Genomic DNA, 19,218 nt, shown 5'->3' with positions numbered 1-19,218 from the left:
CACTAAAAAGCCCCGCCTGAGTGATCAGGCGGGGCTTTTTTATGCGCGTGGTATCAGTTATCGGTAATACAACGAGTCGGGTACATCCACATCCCACAGTACGCCTGGATCATCGACCAGCACTTCCCGCACCAACGCCTGGGCAAACAACGGTTTTGCTCCCCTATCCCCGGTCAACGCCATTAGGCCAGGCCCGAACGAACCACCAAACCCCACCGGATGCCCATACTGGCCTTGATGCACGGGAACACTGATACGGTCCCGCTCAAGCTCGGCCACCACCTGCTCGATACTCGAAGGAAGGACAAACGGCATATCCCCCAGCACCACCAGCCATCCTGCGCCGCTGGCACTGGCCGCCACTGCCGCCGCGATGCTATCGCCCATGCCAGCCGAGTGCAGGAGCAGCACCTCGCAACCGTAGGCCTGAGCCAGGCGAATGACTTCGGGGCGGTCCGCTGACGTGACCAGCCAACGCTTGGCAATACTGGGCGGCAGATTGACCAGCACCTGCTCAATCACCGGTCGCGTAACGCCATCACGGCCCACACAAGGTGCCAGCAGCTTGTCCTGATCCATCTGCGCACGGAAACGACTGCCCTGCCCTGCCGCCAGGACAATCGCAGTGATCCGGTCCGTCAACTGATCGCCGCCTGCTGCGGCTTCTTCTGCAACTGTTCCACACCGTTCTTGATTGCCACGATCTGCGCCATCAACGACAACGCAATCTCCGCCGGGGTATGACTGGCGATGTACAAACCGATAGGCCCATGCAGGCGTTCGATGGCCTGCGGGGTCAGGCCCAGCGCCGCCAGGTTTTCCCGCCGCTTCTGGCTGTTGACCTGCGAGCCCAGGGCACCGATATAGAATGCCCTGGAGTTCAACGCAGTGAGCAGCGCCATATCATCCAGGCGCGGATCGTGGGTCAGGGCAACAATCGCCGTCCGTTCGTCGGTCTGGATGCTCAGCACCGCCTCATCGGGCATGCCCGGCACGAAGCGCCCGTGCTGTTCCTCCCAGCCGTAGACGAACTCCTTGCGCGGGTCACAAATCAGCACCTCGAAATCCAGCAACCGAGCCATTTGTGCAACGTAGCGCGATAACTGACCCGCGCCGATCAATAACAAGCGCCAGCGCGGACCATAAATGGCACGCAGGCGCTCGTCATCAAATGTCACCGTGTCGGTCTTGCTCGCACTGCTCAACGTCACTTCACCCGTGGCCAGGTTCAGCTCCCGGGCGACGATCTCATGGGCCTCACAACGTGCCAGCAGTTCAGCCACCCACCCCGGATCGCCGACCCGCTCTTCGGTCAGGCGCAAGGTCCCGCCACAAGGCAGGCCAAAACGCGCCGCCTCATCCCGCGATACACCATATGTCACCAGTTGCACCGCTGGCCCGCCTTCCAACAACCGGCCATCCTGCTGCCGAGCGATCAGGTCATCTTCGATGCAGCCACCGGAAACCGAGCCGATCACCACCCCATCCTCGCGCAAGGCCAGCATGGCCCCTGGTGGTCGGGGTGCACTGCCCCAGGTCTGGACCACGCTGTACAGCACCACTCGTTGTCCGGCGCGGCGCCACGCCAGCACGCTGCGCAGGACATTCAAATCGACGCTGTCCATCAGGCCTTCGTCTCCTGCCACCCTTGCAACTGAAATCGTACCGGCAAGTTACGGATGCGCTTGCCGGTGGCAGCAAAGATCGCATTGCACAGCGCCGGCGCAATCGGCGGCACACCGGGCTCACCGACCCCGCCCAGGGGAACATCGCCTTTGGACGTCACCAGGTGCACGGCGATTTCCTTGGGTGCCAGGGACATGCGCGCCACTTCATACATATGGAAGTTGTCCTGCTGGACCTTGCCGTCCTTGAAGCTGATTTCCCCCAGCACGGCATTGCCCAGGCCCATGACGCAAGCGCCTTCGAACTGCGAGCGAATGCGCTCCGGGTTGATCTGCGGGCCACAATCCACGGCAATGTCGGCTTTATGCACAATCAAGGTGCCATCATCTTTGACCTCGACCTCGATCACCGCCGCCACATAGGTGACGAAACTGTAGTGCACTGCCAGGCCCAGGCCGCGGCCTTTAGGCAAGGTGCGCCCCCAGCCCGCCGCCTTGGCGGCAGCTTCCAGCACCCCACGCAAACGCGCGGTATCGATGGGGTAGCGCTCAGGGGATTCACCGTAGTTCCATTCGTCACTCAAGGTTCGGGGATCGATCTGACGGTCCGGGCCCAGCAACTTGAGTTGGTATTTCAACGGGTCCTGGCCGGCCTTGTGGGCCAACTCATCGACAAAGCTCTGGATTGCAAAACCATGGGGAATATTCGATACCGAGCGGTACCAGCCCACACGGGTGTGGGCCACCGCTTCCGGGTTTTCCAGCCGTACATTGGGAATCGCATAAGCCATATTGGTAAAGCCCATGCCCAACTCAAACGCGGCCTCGTGGTTCATGCCCGGGGCAAACAACGCGGTGATACTCGGAGCCACCGTACGATGCAACCAGGCCGACGGCATGCCGTCCTTGTTCAGACCGGCCTTGAGGTACTCGGCAGACACCGTGTGAAAGTAGCCGTTATGGATATCGTCTTCACGGGTCCACTGCACTTGCACCGCCTTGCCGGGGAACTCCTTGGCCAGGACGGCGGCTTCCACGATGAAATCCGGTTTGGATTTACGACCAAAACCGCCCCCCAGCAAAGTGACATTGAACGTGACGTTATCGAAAGGCAGGCCCAGGCGTTCGGCAATCCGCTCACGACTGACCTGTGGGGCCTGGCTCGGTGCCCAGGCTTCGCATTGGCCCTTGTCGTAGCGGGCGACGGCAACCATGGGCTCCATCGGTGACTGGGACAGGTGCGGCAGATAATAAGTGGACTCCAAGGTACTGTCGGCGTCACCCAACGCTTGGTCGATGCTGCCGGTGTTGCGTACCACTTTGCCCGGTTTCAGCGCAGCGGCTTCCAACTCCTTGCGGTAGGCGATGGAGTCGTAGCTGGCATTGATACCGTCGTCCCAGACGATGCTCAAGGCTTCACGTCCCTTGATCGCCGCCCAGGTATTGCTGGCGATTACCGCAACGCCACCCAAGGGCTGGAACTCCGATGGCAGTGGCCGGCTTTCGATTTGCAGGACCTTGACCACACCCGGGACTTTCAGCGCCGCGCTGGCATCGAAGGATTTGACCTTGCCACCATAGACCCTGGGCCGCGCAATCGTGGCATAGAGCATGCCGTCAAAATGTACATCAGCGCCGTAGACCGCCCGACCGTTGACGATATCGGCACCGTCGATGGCCTTGGTGCCCTCTTTACCGATGTAACGAAATTCCGATGGTTGCTTGAGGCGCAAGCTATCACGCGCCGGCACCGCCAGAGCACCGGCCGCGGCGGCCAGCGCGCCGTAGCCCAGTTCTCGCCCGCTGGGCTGGTGAATCACTTTGTGCAACTGCGCATGGCACTCGTCTACAGGGACCTTCCACTGCTCGGCAGCGGCCTGTTCCAGCATGGTCCGCACGGCAGCACCGCAACGGCGCATCGGTTCATACCAGTGACGCATGCTGCGCGAGCCATCGGTGTCCTGATTGCCAAAGCGGACTTCGTCGCCGAATGCCTGCTGGACTTTGACCTGCGCCCAGTCGGCATCCAGTTCATCGGCCACCACCATGGTCAAGCTGGTGCGCACACCCTGGCCCATTTCCGAGCGGTTGCAGATCACAGTCACGCTACCGTCAGAGGCAATACTGACGTAAACCTTGGGGTCATCGATCACGCCGTTGGGCATGGCATCACCGCCGTACTGCTTCGCGGCCTCCTCGGCAAATGCATCCGGCAAGCCCCAACTGGCAGCGATCACCAAGGCACCGGTGACACTAACGCCTTTGAGAAAGCCGCGGCGGCTGAGGTTGTTCAGGGCGAAATCAGCGGGTAACCGGCTCATGCCTTGGCCTCCTGCAAATGCGTGGCGGCCTGGCGGATCGCGGTCTTGATCCGGTTATAGGTGCCACAACGGCAGATATTGCCAACCATTGCCTCTTCAATCTGCTCGTCGCTGGGATTGGAGTTGGTTTTCAGCAGTGCGGTGGCCGACATGATTTGCCCACCCTGGCAGTAACCGCATTGGGCCACAGCCGTGTCCAGCCAGGCTTGCTGGACCACCTGGCCGATCGGATCGGTGTGCAGGTTGTCGATGGTGCTGACGTTCTGGCCCTTGACCGAGCCAATCGGTGTGATGCAACTGCGGGCGGGGGAACCATCGACATGAATGGTGCACGCGCCACACAGGCCCATGCCACAGCCGAATTTGGTGCCGTTGTAGCCCGCCACGTCACGAATCGCCCACAACAGCGGCATATCTTCGGTGACATCCAGTTGATGGTCTTGACCATTGAGTTTCAGGGTAATCATGGGCACGCCCGCATAGTGAAAGGTTATGGGGTCGAGCAATCTGTCGCTTGGGTGTCAAGCGGAGTCGGTTCACGCAGATGGCTCAGGCTAATCGGCTCTCTTGTGAAAACGAATCTTCACCGGGCCTTTGATAAACAGCGTCTATGAACTGATAAAAAAACATCGATAGTCAACTAAGTTAACTCAGCCGCAATAAAAAAACCCTGCAATGCAGGGCTTTTTTCGTCAAAAAACAAGCTTAGCTCAATAGCGGTTGGGTTCCATTTCCAGCACAACCTTGAAACGTTTTATGATGTCCTGCTGGATACGTAGCGCAAGGCCGGCAATGTCCAGGCCTGTGGCCGCGCCGTAGTTCACCAGCACCAGCGCCTGCAAGCGATGCACCCCTGCATCACCGTCGCGAAAACCCTTCCAGCCAGCCTTGTCGATCAGCCAGCCGGCGGCCAGTTTCATCTGCCCATCGGCCTGGGGGTAAGCCACCAGGTCCGGGTATTGAAGCTGCAACTCGGCGGCCAGCACCTGGGACACCAGCGGGTTCTTGAAGAAGCTGCCGGCATTGCCGAGCACCGCAGGGTCTGGCAGTTTCTCGCTACGAATGCTGCAAATCGCACGACTGACGTCGCTGGGCGTGGCCTGCGTAATCCCTTGCTCGATCAGGCGCTGTTGCACCGGCCCGTACTCAAGCTTCAAGTGCACGGCGCGGCTCAAGGCAAAACGCACCCGCAGGATCAGCCAGCGACCGACTTCATGTTTGAACACACTGTCGCGGTAAGCGAAGTTGCATTCAGCCAAGCTGAAATCCCGCAACTCGCCGGTTTGGCGATCCAGGGCGGTCAGGCCGGCAAACACATCCTTGACCTCCACACCGTAGGCCCCGATGTTTTGCATGGGTGCAGCACCCACGGTGCCAGGAATCAGGCTGAGGTTTTCCAGGCCGGAAAAGCCCTGCTCCAGAGTCCACAGCACAAACGGATGCCAGGCTTCGCCAGCTTCGGCCTCGACCACAACGTGCACGCCATCGTCATGCAATACCCGAATACCCTGGGTGGCCATGCGCAGCACCACGGCTTCGATGTCCTGGGTCAGCAACAAATTGCTGCCGCCGCCAATCACCAACAACGGCAGGCCTTGCCTGGCGGCGTAGGCCAGAGCTTCACGCACGTCGGCGTCGTTATGGGCCTCGGCAAATAGCCGGGCACGCACGTCGATGCCAAAGCTGTTGAACGGCTTGAGCGAAACCTGTGCTTGCACCTGCAAAGTCATAACCGGCCCTTCAATTCAATCACCAACAGGTCACAGGCACGCTCGATCAAGTCGAGGACGGTTTCAAAGCCCTGGTCGCCTTCGTAGTAAGGGTCCGGCACTTCATCCACCACCGAGTCGTAGCGGCGCAGGAACAGATCCAGTTCCGCTTTGCCCTGAGCCGGCTGCATGGCCTTGAGGTTACGCAGGTTGCTCTGGTCCATGGCCAGGATCAGGTCGTAGCGGGAAAAGTCGGCACGTGACACCTGCTGCGCACGCTGAGCCGACAAGTCGTAGCCACCTTGCAGCGCTACTCGCTGGCTGCGCTTGTCCGGCGGATTGCCAACATGCCATTCACCGGTACCGGCGGAAGCCACTTCAACCTGATCAGCCAGACCGGCTTCACGCAGTTTGTGGCGCAACACGCCTTCTGCCGTAGGTGAACGGCAGATATTGCCCAGGCAGACGAACAGAACCTGCATCAGGCCCCCAGCAGGCGACGGACGCGCTCGAGGTCTTCGGGGGTATCGACACCGGCCGGCGGCGCTTCCAGGGCATCACCCACGTGAATGCGTACGCCGTGCCACAGGGCCCGCAGTTGTTCCAGGGACTCGGCATTTTCCAGCCAGCACGGGCCCCAGTTGACGAAATCATGCAGGAAACCGGCGCGGTAGGCGTAGATACCAATGTGGCGACGGTAAGGCACACCTGCCGGCAATACGTCACGGTTTTTAGCGAAGTCATCCCGTGCCCACGGCAAGGTGGAGCGACTGAACGTCAGGGCCAGGCCATTGATGTCGCTGACCACTTTCACCACGTTCGGGTTGAACAGGGTTTCGATATCTTCGATCGGCTCGGCCAGAGTCGCCATGCGGGCTTCTCCATGGGCCGCCAGGTTGGCGGCAACCTGGTCAATGACGCCGGGAGGAATCAACGGTTCGTCGCCTTGTACGTTGACCACGATGGCCTCAGGCGCCAACCCAAGTTGCGTGGCCACTTCGGCCAGGCGGTCGGTGCCGGAATTGTGGTCTTCGCGGGTCAATACCGCTTCGGCGCCAAACGCCTTGCAGGCCTCAAGGATGCGCACGTCATCGGTGGCCACCACCACCCGGGCGGCGCTGCTCTTGCAGGCCTGCTCCCAGACCAACTGGATCATTGGCTTACTGCCGATCATCTGCAAGGGTTTGCCTGGCAAACGGGTGGAAGCATAGCGGGATGGAATGACAACGGTGAAGGCGGTGGTCATTTATCCAGGCGCTCGTCGGTGGTCAGGGTACGGGCTTCGCTTTCCAGCATCACAGGGATGCCATCACGGATCGGGTAAGCCAGGCCGGCGCCTTTACTGATCAGCTCGGTTTTGTCGGCGCTGAGCTTGAGCGGGCCTTTGCAAATCGGGCAAGCGAGGATGTCGAGCAGTTTGGTGTCCATGAGTGTTTCCTGGAGAACAGCGTTTTAAGGCAAAAGACGAGCGGGCAACAGACGCATAAGCTGTGTGTCGAACCAGGCGACGAACGCCGGTGACGGTGCCGCATCCACGGCAAGGTACCACCAGTGTGCCTGCGCAAAGGCGCGGCACTTCACCGCGTCCTTTTCAGTCATGACCAGTGGTAATGACGGAGTGAAATTCAGGACCTGCGCGCTGTAGGGCGCGTGATCGGCAAAAGCATGGGGTATCGGCAGCCAGTGTAGCGTTTCAAGGGTATTGAAGAAACGTTGCGGGTTGCCGATGCCGGCCACCGCGTGAACCCGCTGCCCCGCAGGGAAATGATCGACGGGCTGGCGCTCACCGGTTTGCAGATTGACCAGGGCACTGGGCAGCAGGCGGAAGGCAAAGCCCTCGTCACGGTCCGAGCCCGCACCGTTATAAAGAAGCGCGTCGACGCTTTGCAAACGCTCGACCGGCTCACGCAGCGGACCGGCAGGCAGGCAATGGCCATTACCCAGGCCGCGTGCGGCATCGATCAACACTAACTCCAGGTCACGGGCCAGCCGGTAATGTTGCAGGCCGTCATCGGACAGGATCAGGTCCAGGGTCTCACTGGCCAACAATGCCTGCACTGCGCGGCTGCGGTCGGGGTCAATCATTAGCGGGACGCCGCTGCGCTGCACGATCAGCAGGGGCTCATCCCCCGCGACTTCAGCACTGTGGCTGGCCTCCACGCGCCACGGCAACTGCGGCGGCTTGGCACCATAACCCCGACTGACCACACCGACCCGCAAGCCACTGCGTTGGCAGTGCTCGATCAGCCAGAGAATCAAGGGTGTCTTGCCCGTGCCACCGACGGTGATATTGCCGACCACAATCAATGGTACCGGCGATTGGTAGATCTCACCCTCGCCCGCCAGGAAGCGCTCGCGCTTGCGCTGCACTACCCGGCGATAGAGCCACTCCAGCGGCAGCAAGCACTTGAGGGCTGGCCCCCCGCCGTACCAGGTTTTGAGCAAGCAATCGGACATGGCCATCAGGGTTGCTTCGTCGCCTCGACAGTGGTCATGCGCAGATGGCTGAAGCCGAGCTTGCCGGCTGCGTCCATGGCAGTGATCACCGCCTGGTGCTGAGCCTTGCCATCGGCGCTGATGGACAATGGCAGGCTGGTATCGCCGCCAGATGCTTTCTGCAACGCATCCATCAGGCCGGCCAGGTCATTTTTCTCCAACAACTGGTTATTCACCGAGAAAATGCCGTCGACGCTGATGGCGACCTCTAGTTGCTTGGCCTGCTGGTCTTCGGCAGGCGAGCCGCTGACCGCTTCCGGCAGGTCGACCCGTAGCTGGGTTTCTCGGGTAAAGGTGGTGGTGACGACAAAAAACAGCAGCAAGATAAACACCACGTCGATCAACGACGCCAGGTTTATATCGACGTTTTCCCGTTGCTTGCGGCGAAACTTCACGCTTTGCCCTCAACCAGATCGACATCACGGTCACCCTGCACCACCTCCACCAACTTGATGGCTTCCTGCTCCATGCCCACCACCAGCTCATCGATCCGGCGTTGCAGGAAACGATGGAAGAATACTGAAGGAATACCCACCATCAGACCGGCAGCCGTGGTGATCAAGGCCTTGGAAATACCACCCGCCAATACGGCGGCGTTGGTGGTCATGCCCTGGCCCATGAAGGACGAGAAGATGTCGATCATGCCCAGCACCGTACCCAGCAGACCGAGCAAGGGCGCCATGGCGGCGATGGTGCCCAAGGCATTGATATAACGCTCCAACTCGTGGATGACCCGGGCGGCGGCCTCCTCGATACATTCTTTCATGATCTCGCGACCATGCTTGGAGTTGGCCAGCCCTGCTGCGAGGATCTCTCCCAGGGGCGAATTGGCTCGCAGCGCCTTGAGTTTTTCCTTGTCCAGTTGTTTGTCCTTGATCCAGCGCCAGACCTGCCCCAGCAGATGCTCCGGGGTCACGCGACTGGCCCGCAGGGTCCACAAACGTTCAGCGATGATGCCGAGTGCGGCGATGGAACTCAAAATGATCGGCAACATCATCCAGCCGCCGGACTTGACCAATTCCCACACAGTGAATGCCCCCTCGAAAAAGTGCGCCACTTTAGCATATAGGCTTCCCGGGAAGGGCTAGCCCGCCCACGTGCATCATGTCGCAGGCACCCGGTCTTTGGTAACACGCGATTGCGATAAAGGCTCCCGCCAGAAGCGACGTTGGCTGCGAGCGGCGACCGGCGCCTGGAAGGTGCCCAGTTGCAGTCGCAGTGCCCCCTGTTCGGCACTGTCGTAAATGGCGCTGCCCAGCGCCTGATAACGCGCCATGACGTGCGGATGGGGATGACCAAACGCATTGCCATGCCCTCGGGAAATCAATACGGCCTTCGGCGCAAGCTGCTGCAGGAACGGCCATGAGGAAGAGCTGCGGCTGCCATGATGGGGCGCTTGCAGCCAATCAGTACGGACCGCCAGCGTACTGGCCAGCAACGCCCGCTCGGCGTCACGGTCGATATCACCGGTCAACAGCAGCCGCTCCTCCTTGGCCTGCACCTGTAGCACACAGGATTTCTGGTTACCGCTGGTCGCGCCCGGCCATTGCCACAGTTCGAACCGCACGCCATCCCACTCCCACTGTTCACCGCTGACACAGGGCTGGGCGCCCAGGCCTGCGGGCAACCCATCGGTTTCCCCACCCACCACCCGCTTGATCGGCAGCCCCTGGGCAATGGTCATTGCGCCACCGGCGTGGTCGGCGTCGGCATGACTGAGCAGCATCAAGTCCAGCTTTTTGACGCCGAACTTGAGCAGTTCAGGCAGAACCACCCGCGCGCCGAGGTCAAACTCGCCAAAACGCGGCCCGGCGTCGTACAACAAAGTGTGATTGCGGGTGCGCAGGATGATCGCCAACCCCTGCCCAACATCCAACTGCACCACATCAACTTGGCCATGAGGTACCGATTCACGAGGAGGGAACACTGCCAGCAGCAGCATCGGCCACCCCAACAGGCGAAACGGGACGCCCCTGGGCAGCAATAGCAGCACCGCACCCAACAAGCTTACCAGCCAACAGCCGACAGGGACGTCGGCGGGGGTCCAGGCTGGAACGCGTTGCGCCAACAGCGCCAAGCCTCTGAACAGCCAATCGAGCGCGCCACCCGCCAGCCACAACAAGCCCTCGCCTATAAAAGGCAGCGGCAATAACGCGGTGCCCAGCAGGGCCGACGGCAACACCACCAGGCTGATCCAGGGCACAGCAAACAGATTGGCCAAGGGCCCGCTCAAGCTGATGGGCAGGCCAAGGATCAGCAATATCGGGAACAGACCGATGGCAATCAACCATTGGGCCCGGGTCCAGGCCTGCCAGGGGCTCCAAGGGCCCAGTCGGCCGCTGAAGACCAGGATCAGCACGGCAACAGCGGCAAACGATAGCCAGAATCCCGGTTGCAGGCTGGCCAGCGGCTCCAGGATCAACACACCGTCAAGGGCCAGCAACAGCGGCCACCAGAGTCCCAGGTGACGAAACCGCAGGCGCCACAACAACACCAACCCAACCATTACGCAGGCCCGTTGTACTGGCACCTCAAACCCCGCCAGCAAGCCGTAACCCAACGCAGCGGCAAACGCCAGGCCACAAGCCCATGGCAACCATGGCAATGGCCGGGGCCAGCAACCATAACGGGCAAGGCCGGCGACCACCCCATAGATCAACCCTGCCAACAACCCGATATGCTGGCCGGAAATCACCAGCAGATGGACGGTGCCGGTACTCTGCAACGTCCGCCAATCCTGTGTCGACAAGCCCGAACCATCCCCCAACACCAGGGCCGCCAGACCCGCCTCGCGGCCCTGGGCATCCACCGCCAGCAGGCGCTGGCGGATCGAATCGCGCAAGGCCAACCGTGCAGGTGCCAGTCGCTGGCCGTCCTTGACCGAACCGGTGGCGCCAATCCGCCGGGCCAACAGCCAGGCCTCATAATCAAAGCCATGAGCATTGAGCAATCCGGAAGGACGTTTGAGGGTGACCGCCAGCCGCCAGCGCTCACCGCTGTGAATGGGCGGCCCGCCATGCCAGGTCAAGCGGATGCGCTTGGGGAGTGTGTCCTTGCGTGACCGACTGTCGGTCAGTTCAAAACGCACCACCCCGTCGTTCTGTTGCGGCAAACCAGTGACACGACCTTCCAACCAGCGAGTCTGCCCGTCCAGCAAAGGTGCCAACCGGTCATCCAAGGCCCACTGCGCGCTGAGGCAGGCCCAGCTCAACCCCAGTAGAAAAAAGGCCAGGGGGTAGGTGCGAAACGGTAATAACATCAACGCCAGCGCCGGCATGGCCAGCAACCAACCCGTCGCCGGCAGTGCCGGCAAAAATCGCAAGGCGAGCAGCCCCACTGCAAGTGCAAACATCCCTGTGCTCATGGATCAATCCTTGAAAGTGACCCATCGAGTGTTAGCTGTCCCCACCGTGCGGACTATGATCTTTTGTCACAAAGTCTGAATTACCCGTTCGTAGAATGCGGGCATACTTGCCCCTCGAACTGACCTGGACCCCATATGCCACGGCGCTTATTCAAACGGTACATGCCCGACCCGACCAGTATCAGGGAACACAAATCCTTACGCTTTCTCGGGACGCTACTGCATGACCCCAACCTCTGGCACCTGAACCGGCACTCGGTTGCCCGGGCCATGGCGGTCGGGCTGTTCGCCGCGTTCATTCCCATTCCACTGCAAATGTTGCTGGCCGCCTTGCTGGCCATCGTGGTGCGCGGCAATATGCCGATCGCCGTAAGCCTGGTGTGGCTGACCAACCCGATCACCATGCCGGCGGTATTCCTCTGTACCTACATGACCGGCGCCTGGCTGATGAACATCCCGCCCCGCAGCCTTCCCGACGAGCTGACCTGGGAATGGATAAGCGGGCAGTTGTCGACGCTCTGGCAGCCGTTCCTGCTGGGCTCCGTCGTTACGGGACTGGTGCTGGGTGCATTGGCTTATTGCTTGGTCATGCTGTATTGGCGCTGGTGGGTTGGCCGGCAGTGGAAAAAGCGCAAACTGCGCAAGCCATGAAGCTATCGGGCCAACAAGCGCATATGCACCCGTAACCCCTGCCCGGTATTTTCCGCCCACACCTGACCGCCCTGGCGCTGTACGGCGTTGCGGGCAATGCTCAAGCCCAGTCCGAAGCCACCGTCTCCAGGACGAGCCCCATCCAGCCGGGTAAAGGGCGCAAAAATCCGCTCCAACGCTTGTTCATCCACGCCACCGCCCTGATCTTCCAGCCACAGGTGCCATTGATCGCCATCGCGAAGTCCGGCCAGACGCACAATGCCCGCCGCTGGGGAGTGGCGAATGGCATTGCGCAGGACATTTTCCAAGGCTTGGGCCAAGGAATTCAGGTGGCCCCACACCCAGCAGTCAGCTTCCAACTCGCACTGCAGACGTGAAACAGGCCAGCCACTTTCAAAACAGGCGTTTTCCCTGAGCATGTCCCACAACGCCTGGATCTGGATTTCTTCCTGGGGCAGTGGTGCACGTTCGGTGTCCAGCCAGGCCAATTGCAGCGTGTCCTCCACCAGACGCTGCATACCGTCGATTTCTCGCCCCAGGCGTTCACGCAACTGCCCCAGTTCCTGCTCGCTGTCACACGCCACCCGCAAGCGACTCAACGGCGTGCGCAATTCATGGGACAGGTCGCGCAATAATTGTTGTTGCAGGGCCACAGTGCCTTGCAGGCGCTCGGACATATGATCAAACGCGCGGCCCAGTTCGCCCAATTCATCCTGGCGACTGGTAGTGTCATGGGAAAGACGGGTAGTCAATTGATCGGCACGCCAGGCGTTGGCCTGCTCGCGCAAGTGATTGAGGGGCATGATCAACAATCGATAGAGGCCCACACAGAGCAACAAGGTGAACAAACCGGGAATCACGCCATTGGTCACCGCCCGCCAGAACAGTTGATAGCGCCCAGGCATGAAGCGTTGCGGCAACTCGATGACCAGCGCACCAGCGCCGGAATCGACGGGAAACGGGACTTTCAGCCACGGCAAGCCCTTGGCGTGTCGGCTGACGGGCCAGTCCAGGCCCCGCAGAAAAGTCAGGCGCTGGCTTTCCTTGTCCGTCAGAGGGTAGCTGCTCAAAGACTGCAAGTCCTTGCCAATCACCCCAAACCAAGTGGACTCACGCTTGCCCATCGTTTGCAGCCAGGCATCCACGCCGGCGCCGCCACCGGCACTCCAGGCCATCTCGGCGCCCGCCGCATACCCCTTCAAGGTGGCACGGGCCTCATCGGACAGATAGGCCCCCTGCTGCTCCATATAGCGGCCCCACGACCAACTGAGCCAGATCATCAGCAAGCAGAAGGCAATCAACAGGCAGGCCAGTTTCCAGAACAGCGAGTGCTTGCCCGGCAGGCGTTTAAATAAACGATCAACCCCCTTCATCTTGACCGCTCAATACGTAGCCCTTGCCCCACACGGTGCGCACTTCGCGCTCGGCGTAACCGATGGCCTTGAGCTTGCGGCGGATCTGGCTGACGTGCATGTCCAGGCTGCGGTCATGCAGAGCATAACCACGCTGCAAGACATGCTGATAAAGGAAGGCTTTACTGAGGACTTCTTCGCCATTACGGTGCAGGGTTTCCAGCAGGCGGTATTCGCTGCGGGTCAAACCGGCCCACTGCTCCAGGTGAAAAACGTCACACAGCTCATCGTCAAAGCGCAGGCTGCGGACATCGTTGCGTACCACGGCCAGTGCCGGCGGGGGACGCTGATCCAGGGCCACCCGGCGCAGGATCGCCTCGATACGCACCCCAAGTTCAATCATGCTGAACGGCTTGGGCAGATAATCATCCGCCCCCAAGCGAAAACCACTGATGCGGTCGGCTTCAGCCCCCAGGGCCGACATCAGGATCACCGGGGTCGAATGGCTCTGACGCAAATGGGTGAGAATCGACAGACCATCCATGCCCGGCAGCAGGATATCCATCAACACCACATCGAACACCTGGCCGCGGGCCATCTCCAGGCCTTTCTGGCCATTCTGGCACCACGTCACCTTGAAACCACAGCGCCCCAAGTGCTCATGGACATAAGCACCCAGTACGGGATCATCTTCAATGGTCAGGATGCTGGGAAGGCCAACTGCTGCGGGATTCATTAGCGTCTGCAAGTAATTCTCAATAGCTGATTATTCAAGATTGCCTGGCCACAGGCAACCGCCATCGGGCGTTCAATGGCTCGATGCTTGCCGCATATCATTAATTTGCAAGATTCCTTACCCCGCAAATGGCTACACTGCGCACGTGGCGCGGGCCGGATGCCTGTGTGAAATTTCAACAGCAGTGTGGTAGCAGGAGAATGGCGTGCTGAGAAGAATGGGGATAAAAGGCCGCGTACTGTTGCTGACCTTATTACCTACCAGCCTGATGGCATTGCTGCTGGGCGGCTATTTCACCTGGATGCAGCTGTCAGAACTGCAAACCCAGTTGCTCAACCGGGGCGAGATGATTGCCGAGCAACTGGCGCCCCTGGTGGCACCTGCCCTGGGCAGCAAGAACAACAAACTCCTGGAACGCATTGCCACCCAATCCCTGGAGCAACCAGACGTGCGCGCCGTGTCCTTCCTCGGGCCGGATCGTACACCCCTGGCCCACGCGGGCCCGACCATGCTCAATCAACCGCCCATCGGCGATAGCTCCCAACTGCTGCAGCGCACCGGCAATGATGCAACCCGCTATTTGCTGCCGGTCTTTGGCCATCATCGCAACCTGGCCGGTGACTTGATTCCTGACGAAGCCGACCGCTTGCTGGGGTGGGTCGAGCTGGAACTGTCCCACAACGGGATGTTGCTGCGTGGCTATCGCAGCCTGTTTGCCAGCCTGCTGTTGATTGCCATCGGACTGATCTGCACCGCCGCTTTGGCCCTGCGCATGAGCCGCACGATTAACTCGCCCATTGGCCAGATCAAACAGGCAGTGGCCCAACTCAAGGACGGTAACCTGGAAACCCGCCTGCCACCGCTGGGCAGTCAGGAACTGGACCAACTGGCCTCGGGCATCAACCGCATGGCCGAGACCCTGCAAAATGCCCAGGAAGAATTGCAACACAGCATCGACCAGGCCACCGAAGATGTGCGACAGAACCTGGAAACCATCGAAATCCAGAACATCGAGCTGGACCTGGCCCGCAAAGAAGCCTTGGAAGCCAGCCGCATCAAGTCAGAATTCCTGGCCAATATGAGCCATGAAATCCGCACCCCGCTGAACGGTATCCTGGGGTTCACGCACCTGTTGCAGAAAAGCGAGCTATCGCCTCGTCAGTTGGACTACCTGGGCACCATCGAAAAATCCGCCGATAACCTGTTGGGGATCATCAACGAAATCCTCGATTTCTCAAAAATCGAGGCCGGCAAGCTGGTGCTCGACAGCATCCCGTTCAACCTGCGGGACCTGTTGCAGGACACTCTGACGATCCTCGCCCCGGCCGCCCATGCCAAGCAACTGGAGTTGGTCAGCCTGGTCTACCGCGACACGCCGCTGGCCCTGGTGGGCGACCCACTGCGGCTCAAGCAGATTCTGACCAACCTGGTCAGCAATGCCATCAAATTCACCCGCGAAGGCACCATCGTCGCCCGGGCCATGCTCGAAGACGAGCAGGAAGACAGCGTGCAATTGCGTGTCAGCGTCCAGGATACCGGCATCGGCCTGTCCAACCAGGACGTGCGGGCGCTGTTCCAGGCATTCAGCCAGGCCGACAACTCTTTATCCCGGCAACCGGGAGGCACCGGCTTGGGCCTGGTAATTTCCAAGCGCCTGATTGAGCAAATGGGCGGTGAAATCGGCGTCGACAGCACGCCGGGGGAAGGCTCGGAGTTCTGGATCAGCCTCAACCTGCCCAAAGCCCGCGACGACGCCGAAGATTTGCCCGGCGCACCGCTGCTGGGTCGGCGCGTGGCCGTGCTGGAAAACCACGAATTGGCGCGCCAGGCCCTGCAGCATCAATTGGAAGACTGCGGCCTGGAAGTGACCCTGTTCAATACCCTGGAGAGCCTGACCAACGGTATCACCAGTACTAATCAGACCGAGCAGGCCATTGACCTCGCCGTATTGGGCATCACCGCCAATGACATTCCGCCGGAACGGTTGAACCAACACCTTTGGGACCTCGAACGCCTCGACTGCAAAGTCCTGGTGCTGTGCCCGACGACCGAACAGATGCTGTTCAATCAATCGGTCCCCAACCCCAACAGCCAGTTACAAGCCAAGCCGGCCTGCACCCGCAAACTGCGCCGGGCCCTGGCAGACTTGATTAGCCCGCTCCCGATGCGCAGCGAACCGGGCGAGCCCTTGTCAAGCCGCGCGCCACGTGTGCTGTGTGTCGACGATAACCCGGCCAACCTGCTATTGGTGCAAACCCTGCTGGAAGACATGGGCGCCAAGGTGCTCGCAGTAGAAAGCGGGTACGCCGCCATCGAGGCGGTGCAAAAGGAAGCCTTCGACCTGGTGCTGATGGACGTACAAATGCCCGGCATGGATGGCCGCCAGAGTACCGAGGCGATTCGCCAGTGGGAAAACGAGCGCCACGGCACGCCGTTGCCGGTGGTTGCCCTCACTGCCCACGCCATGGCCAACGAAAAACGCGCCTTGCTGCAAAGCGGCATGGATGACTACCTGACCAAACCCATCAGCGAACGGCAATTGGCCCAGGTGGTGTTGAAGTGGACAGGGTTGGCCTTGCGCAATCAAGGTCCGGAACGCGGTGCGGAAGGTTTTGGCCATGGCATGCAATTGCCGGTCCTGGACCACGAGGAAGGCTTGCGCCTGGCGGCCAACAAGGCTGACCTGGCCGCCGACATGCTCGCCATGTTACTGGCCTCCCTGGAAGCCGACCGCGAAGCCATTCGCCTCGCCCGGGAAGCCAACGACCACAACGCCTTGATCGAACGGGTCCACCGCCTGCACGGCGCCACCCGCTACTGCGGCGTCCCCCAATTGCGCGCCGCCTGCCAACGGGCCGAAACCCTGCTCAAGCAAGACGACGCCAAGGCCATGTTGGCCCTGGATGAGCTGGACATGGCAATTACACGGCTGGCCAGTGAGGCGCGGGTCAGCGCCTGAGCTATACCTCATTTCGAAGGAACGTCTTGATGCGCATCATCCTCTTCAGCAGCCAGGCCTACGACCGCGACAGTTTTCTGGGCCAAGGATTGCCCTCGGGCATGGAGCTGCAATTGCAGCCTGCCCGCCTGAACCTGGACACTGTGGCCCTGGCAGAACACCACGAAGTAGTCTGTGCCTTTATCAACGACGACCTCAGCGCCCCCGTGCTGGAACATCTGGCCCAAGGCGGCACTCGGTTGATCGCCTTGCGCTCGGCCGGTTACAACCACGTCGACCTGACCGCCGCCAAACGTCTGGGCCTGACCATCGTCCGTGTACCGGCTTACTCGCCCCACGCGGTAGCTGAACATGCCGTCGCGCTGATCCTGGCTCTCAACCGCCGCCTGCACCGCGCCTACAACCGCACCCGCGACGGCGACTTCAGCCTCCACGGCCTGACCGGCTTCGACCTGGTGGGCAAAACCGTCGGTGTTGTCGGTACCGGGCAGATCGGCGCCACCTTCGCCAAGATTATGGCCGGGTTCGGCTGTTCCTTGCTAGCTTATGATCCCTGGCCCAATCCGCAGCTCGAAGCCTTGGGCGCTCGCTACGTGAGCCTGCCCGAACTGCTGGCCCAGGCACAGATTATCAGCCTGCATTGCCCGCTGACCGCAGACAGCAAACACCTGGTCAATGCCCAGTCCCTGGCCCGCATGCAGCCCGGCGCCATGCTGATCAATACCGGACGCGGCGGCCTGGTGGACACACCGGCGCTGATTGAAGCTCTCAAGACGGGGCAACTGGGCTATCTGGGGCTGGATGTCTATGAAGAAGAAGCGCAGCTGTTTTTCGAGGACCGCTCGGACCTGCCGCTGCAGGATGACGTGCTGGCACGCCTGCTGACCTTCCCCAACGTGATCATCACCGCGCACCAGGCGTTCCTGACCCACGAGGCTCTGGCAGCGATTGCCGGTACTACCCTGGCGAACATCGCGGCATGGGCGGTCGGCCAGCCTCAGAACCAGGTAGACGCTTGATCAATGGTCACACACCGGAGCAATGATGGGCTGCGGCCCATGATAGGATGCCGCGCCTATTTGGAGGATCCATGGCCGAACACGATTTCCGCTTCAGCTTGCTGAGCCCGCAACACACCCTGATCGAATGCCGCGCCCTGGTACCGGGCCGCTATCAAGTCACCGGCAACGGTGGCTCGATTAAAAACGGCGACGTGTTGATCGTCACCCTGCGCGGCAGCAAAACCCTGTCGATGCGACTGACCGTCGAAGGTGACGCTCGCTACTCCCTCAAGCCGGCCGGCCAGTGGGTCGCCATGGCACAAGGGCCGAAGTTCGGCGAGCTGGAAATTCACACCTGGAATGTCAATTGCGACAGCTGCGAGGCCAAGCTTACGTTCGAGTTCGCGGTGGAAACCAAGCTGACCAAGGAACCCCTGCAACCGGCGGCTACCGCGCGCATCGCCGAGTTGGGCTGGGCCACGATCGGTGAACAGCACCGCTGCCCGAAATGCCAGAAGGCCGCTCAATGAAGCGGTTATTGCTGCTCGCCGCGCTGGGCGCAGGCCTTGCCGGTTGCGCCGGTGAGCCGGTCAAACTCAAGCAGGATCACAGCTACGTGCTGGAGTGGATCGGCGAACGGCCGCTGATGGACTACGCCCACTTGACCGTCACCCTCGGCGCCGACGGCCGGGCCTATGGCAATGGCGGCTGCAACCATTGGTTTGCGCCGTACAGCCTGGAAGGCGACAAGCTCAGCTTCGGTAAGATCGGCAGCACCCGCAAACTCTGCGGCGAGGCATTGATGGAGCAGGAGCACCGCTTCTTCCAGGCCCTGCAAGCCGTGAAGCGCTGGGACATCTCGCCTATAGAGCAAACCCGTTTCTGGCCAGCCCAAGGCAAACCGTTACGGTTGTGGCTGGAAGAAGGCTGACACCTGGCCGCTGCCGAGGCACGAGGCTGCGATAAGGGCCGCAGGACCTTCAGCGATTCCAAGGCCCAGGCGT

Annotated in this window: 19 protein-coding genes; 5 read left to right on the top strand and 14 right to left on the bottom strand. The window is 60.9% G+C overall.

The genetic code is table 11. From position 1 onward, the window contains the following. Positions 1–57 precede the first annotated feature (57 nt). From GIR22_RS22670 to GIR22_RS22615, 12 genes are all read right to left on the bottom strand, one after another. Entirely contained in the window at positions 58–642 is a 585-nt protein-coding gene (locus GIR22_RS22670) for a nucleotidyltransferase family protein (RefSeq protein WP_281349908.1), read from the bottom strand. Beyond that, complete coding sequence (locus GIR22_RS22665) at positions 639–1,625, bottom strand: XdhC family protein (protein WP_154745503.1); 987 nt, start codon at positions 1,623–1,625, stop codon at positions 639–641. The genes GIR22_RS22670 and GIR22_RS22665 overlap by 4 nt, the downstream gene beginning before the upstream one ends. Beyond that, a complete protein-coding gene (locus GIR22_RS22660) occupies positions 1,625–3,946 on the bottom strand; it encodes a xanthine dehydrogenase family protein molybdopterin-binding subunit (RefSeq protein ID WP_154745502.1) in 2,322 nt (773 codons plus the stop codon). Before GIR22_RS22660 ends, GIR22_RS22665 begins: the two co-directional genes overlap by 1 nt. Further along, positions 3,943–4,413 (bottom strand): (2Fe-2S)-binding protein, encoded by a 471-nt coding sequence (locus tag GIR22_RS22655; RefSeq protein WP_154745501.1) that lies wholly within the window; start codon positions 4,411–4,413, stop codon positions 3,943–3,945. Before GIR22_RS22655 ends, GIR22_RS22660 begins: the two co-directional genes overlap by 4 nt. Before the next feature lie 243 nt (positions 4,414–4,656). Next, complete coding sequence (gene murB / locus GIR22_RS22650; RefSeq protein ID WP_154745500.1) at positions 4,657–5,676, bottom strand: UDP-N-acetylmuramate dehydrogenase; 1,020 nt, start codon at positions 5,674–5,676, stop codon at positions 4,657–4,659. Next, on the bottom strand, positions 5,673–6,137 hold the full coding sequence (locus GIR22_RS22645) for a low molecular weight protein-tyrosine-phosphatase (RefSeq protein ID WP_154745499.1): 465 nt from the start codon (positions 6,135–6,137) through the stop codon (positions 5,673–5,675). The genes murB and GIR22_RS22645 overlap by 4 nt, the downstream gene beginning before the upstream one ends. Then, positions 6,137–6,901 carry a 3-deoxy-manno-octulosonate cytidylyltransferase gene (gene kdsB / locus GIR22_RS22640; RefSeq protein WP_154745498.1) on the bottom strand — a complete coding sequence of 255 codons (765 nt, stop codon included), beginning with the start codon at positions 6,899–6,901 and terminating at the stop codon, positions 6,137–6,139. Before kdsB ends, GIR22_RS22645 begins: the two co-directional genes overlap by 1 nt. Then, positions 6,898–7,083 carry a Trm112 family protein gene (locus GIR22_RS22635; protein ID WP_003174668.1) on the bottom strand — a complete coding sequence of 62 codons (186 nt, stop codon included), beginning with the start codon at positions 7,081–7,083 and terminating at the stop codon, positions 6,898–6,900. The genes kdsB and GIR22_RS22635 overlap by 4 nt, the downstream gene beginning before the upstream one ends. A gap of 24 nt (positions 7,084–7,107) precedes the next feature. Then, positions 7,108–8,118: a tetraacyldisaccharide 4'-kinase gene (lpxK, locus tag GIR22_RS22630; protein WP_154745497.1), complete on the bottom strand. Its 1,011-nt coding sequence runs from the start codon at positions 8,116–8,118 to the stop codon at positions 7,108–7,110. Next, the gene (locus GIR22_RS22625; protein ID WP_178122425.1) at positions 8,118–8,546 is read right to left on the bottom strand and encodes a biopolymer transporter ExbD; all 429 of its coding nucleotides are present in this window, start codon (positions 8,544–8,546) and stop codon (positions 8,118–8,120) included. The genes lpxK and GIR22_RS22625 overlap by 1 nt, the downstream gene beginning before the upstream one ends. Continuing rightward, positions 8,543–9,178 carry a MotA/TolQ/ExbB proton channel family protein gene (locus GIR22_RS22620; protein WP_178122424.1) on the bottom strand — a complete coding sequence of 212 codons (636 nt, stop codon included), beginning with the start codon at positions 9,176–9,178 and terminating at the stop codon, positions 8,543–8,545. Before GIR22_RS22620 ends, GIR22_RS22625 begins: the two co-directional genes overlap by 4 nt. 75 nt (positions 9,179–9,253) lie before the next feature. Further along, positions 9,254–11,515 (bottom strand): DNA internalization-related competence protein ComEC/Rec2, encoded by a 2,262-nt coding sequence (locus tag GIR22_RS22615; RefSeq protein ID WP_246208469.1) that lies wholly within the window; start codon positions 11,513–11,515, stop codon positions 9,254–9,256. Between the two features lie 135 nt (positions 11,516–11,650). On the opposite strand from GIR22_RS22615, the gene GIR22_RS22610 reads away from it, so the two are divergent. Further along, complete coding sequence (locus GIR22_RS22610; protein ID WP_154745496.1) at positions 11,651–12,166, top strand: DUF2062 domain-containing protein; 516 nt, start codon at positions 11,651–11,653, stop codon at positions 12,164–12,166. Between the two features lie 2 nt (positions 12,167–12,168). Here the strand turns inward: GIR22_RS22610 and GIR22_RS22605 are convergent, their stop codons facing one another. After that, positions 12,169–13,539, bottom strand: coding sequence for a sensor histidine kinase (locus tag GIR22_RS22605; RefSeq protein WP_154745495.1), 1,371 nt, complete (start codon positions 13,537–13,539; stop codon positions 12,169–12,171). Beyond that, on the bottom strand, positions 13,526–14,254 hold the full coding sequence (locus GIR22_RS22600; protein ID WP_154745494.1) for a response regulator transcription factor: 729 nt from the start codon (positions 14,252–14,254) through the stop codon (positions 13,526–13,528). The genes GIR22_RS22605 and GIR22_RS22600 overlap by 14 nt, the downstream gene beginning before the upstream one ends. A gap of 205 nt (positions 14,255–14,459) precedes the next feature. On the opposite strand from GIR22_RS22600, the gene GIR22_RS22595 reads away from it, so the two are divergent. The 4 genes from GIR22_RS22595 to GIR22_RS22580 all read left to right on the top strand — a co-directional run bounded on the left by GIR22_RS22595 (position 14,460) and on the right by GIR22_RS22580 (position 19,145). Further along, a complete protein-coding gene (locus GIR22_RS22595) occupies positions 14,460–17,213 on the top strand; it encodes a response regulator (protein ID WP_178122423.1) in 2,754 nt (917 codons plus the stop codon). A 29-nt stretch (positions 17,214–17,242) separates the two neighbouring features. Then, the gene (locus GIR22_RS22590; protein ID WP_154745493.1) at positions 17,243–18,232 is read left to right on the top strand and encodes a 2-hydroxyacid dehydrogenase; all 990 of its coding nucleotides are present in this window, start codon (positions 17,243–17,245) and stop codon (positions 18,230–18,232) included. A gap of 71 nt (positions 18,233–18,303) precedes the next feature. Beyond that, positions 18,304–18,744 (top strand): hypothetical protein, encoded by a 441-nt coding sequence (locus GIR22_RS22585; protein ID WP_154745492.1) that lies wholly within the window; start codon positions 18,304–18,306, stop codon positions 18,742–18,744. Then, positions 18,741–19,145 (top strand): META domain-containing protein, encoded by a 405-nt coding sequence (locus GIR22_RS22580; protein ID WP_154745491.1) that lies wholly within the window; start codon positions 18,741–18,743, stop codon positions 19,143–19,145. The genes GIR22_RS22585 and GIR22_RS22580 overlap by 4 nt, the downstream gene beginning before the upstream one ends. Positions 19,146–19,218 lie beyond the last annotated feature (73 nt).

This window comes from Pseudomonas karstica (assembly GCF_009707515.1).
Taxonomy (GTDB): Bacteria; Pseudomonadota; Gammaproteobacteria; order Pseudomonadales; family Pseudomonadaceae; genus Aquipseudomonas; species Aquipseudomonas karstica.
This window is presented reverse-complemented; position numbering and strand designations above follow the sequence as displayed.

Bases quoted from the DNA above. Each gene is read 5' to 3' on its own strand.
- GIR22_RS22665 (WP_154745503.1), bottom strand. From the start codon at position 1,625: ATGGACAGCGTCGATTTGAATGTCCTGCGCAGCGTGCTGGCGTGGCGC.
- GIR22_RS22660 (WP_154745502.1), bottom strand. From the start codon at position 3,946: ATGAGCCGGTTACCCGCTGATTTCGCCCTGAACAACCTCAGCCGCCGC.
- GIR22_RS22655 (WP_154745501.1), bottom strand. From the start codon at position 4,413: ATGATTACCCTGAAACTCAATGGTCAAGACCATCAACTGGATGTCACC.
- murB (WP_154745500.1), bottom strand. From the start codon at position 5,676: ATGACTTTGCAGGTGCAAGCACAGGTTTCGCTCAAGCCGTTCAACAGC.
- GIR22_RS22645 (WP_154745499.1), bottom strand. From the start codon at position 6,137: ATGCAGGTTCTGTTCGTCTGCCTGGGCAATATCTGCCGTTCACCTACG.
- kdsB (WP_154745498.1), bottom strand. From the start codon at position 6,901: ATGACCACCGCCTTCACCGTTGTCATTCCATCCCGCTATGCTTCCACC.
- GIR22_RS22635 (WP_003174668.1), bottom strand. From the start codon at position 7,083: ATGGACACCAAACTGCTCGACATCCTCGCTTGCCCGATTTGCAAAGGC.
- lpxK (WP_154745497.1), bottom strand. From the start codon at position 8,118: ATGGCCATGTCCGATTGCTTGCTCAAAACCTGGTACGGCGGGGGGCCA.
- GIR22_RS22615 (WP_246208469.1), bottom strand. From the start codon at position 11,515: ATGAGCACAGGGATGTTTGCACTTGCAGTGGGGCTGCTCGCCTTGCGA.
- GIR22_RS22610 (WP_154745496.1), top strand. From the start codon at position 11,651: ATGCCACGGCGCTTATTCAAACGGTACATGCCCGACCCGACCAGTATC.
- GIR22_RS22605 (WP_154745495.1), bottom strand. From the start codon at position 13,539: ATGAAGGGGGTTGATCGTTTATTTAAACGCCTGCCGGGCAAGCACTCG.
- GIR22_RS22600 (WP_154745494.1), bottom strand. From the start codon at position 14,254: ATGAATCCCGCAGCAGTTGGCCTTCCCAGCATCCTGACCATTGAAGAT.
- GIR22_RS22590 (WP_154745493.1), top strand. From the start codon at position 17,243: ATGCGCATCATCCTCTTCAGCAGCCAGGCCTACGACCGCGACAGTTTT.
- GIR22_RS22585 (WP_154745492.1), top strand. From the start codon at position 18,304: ATGGCCGAACACGATTTCCGCTTCAGCTTGCTGAGCCCGCAACACACC.
- GIR22_RS22580 (WP_154745491.1), top strand. From the start codon at position 18,741: ATGAAGCGGTTATTGCTGCTCGCCGCGCTGGGCGCAGGCCTTGCCGGT.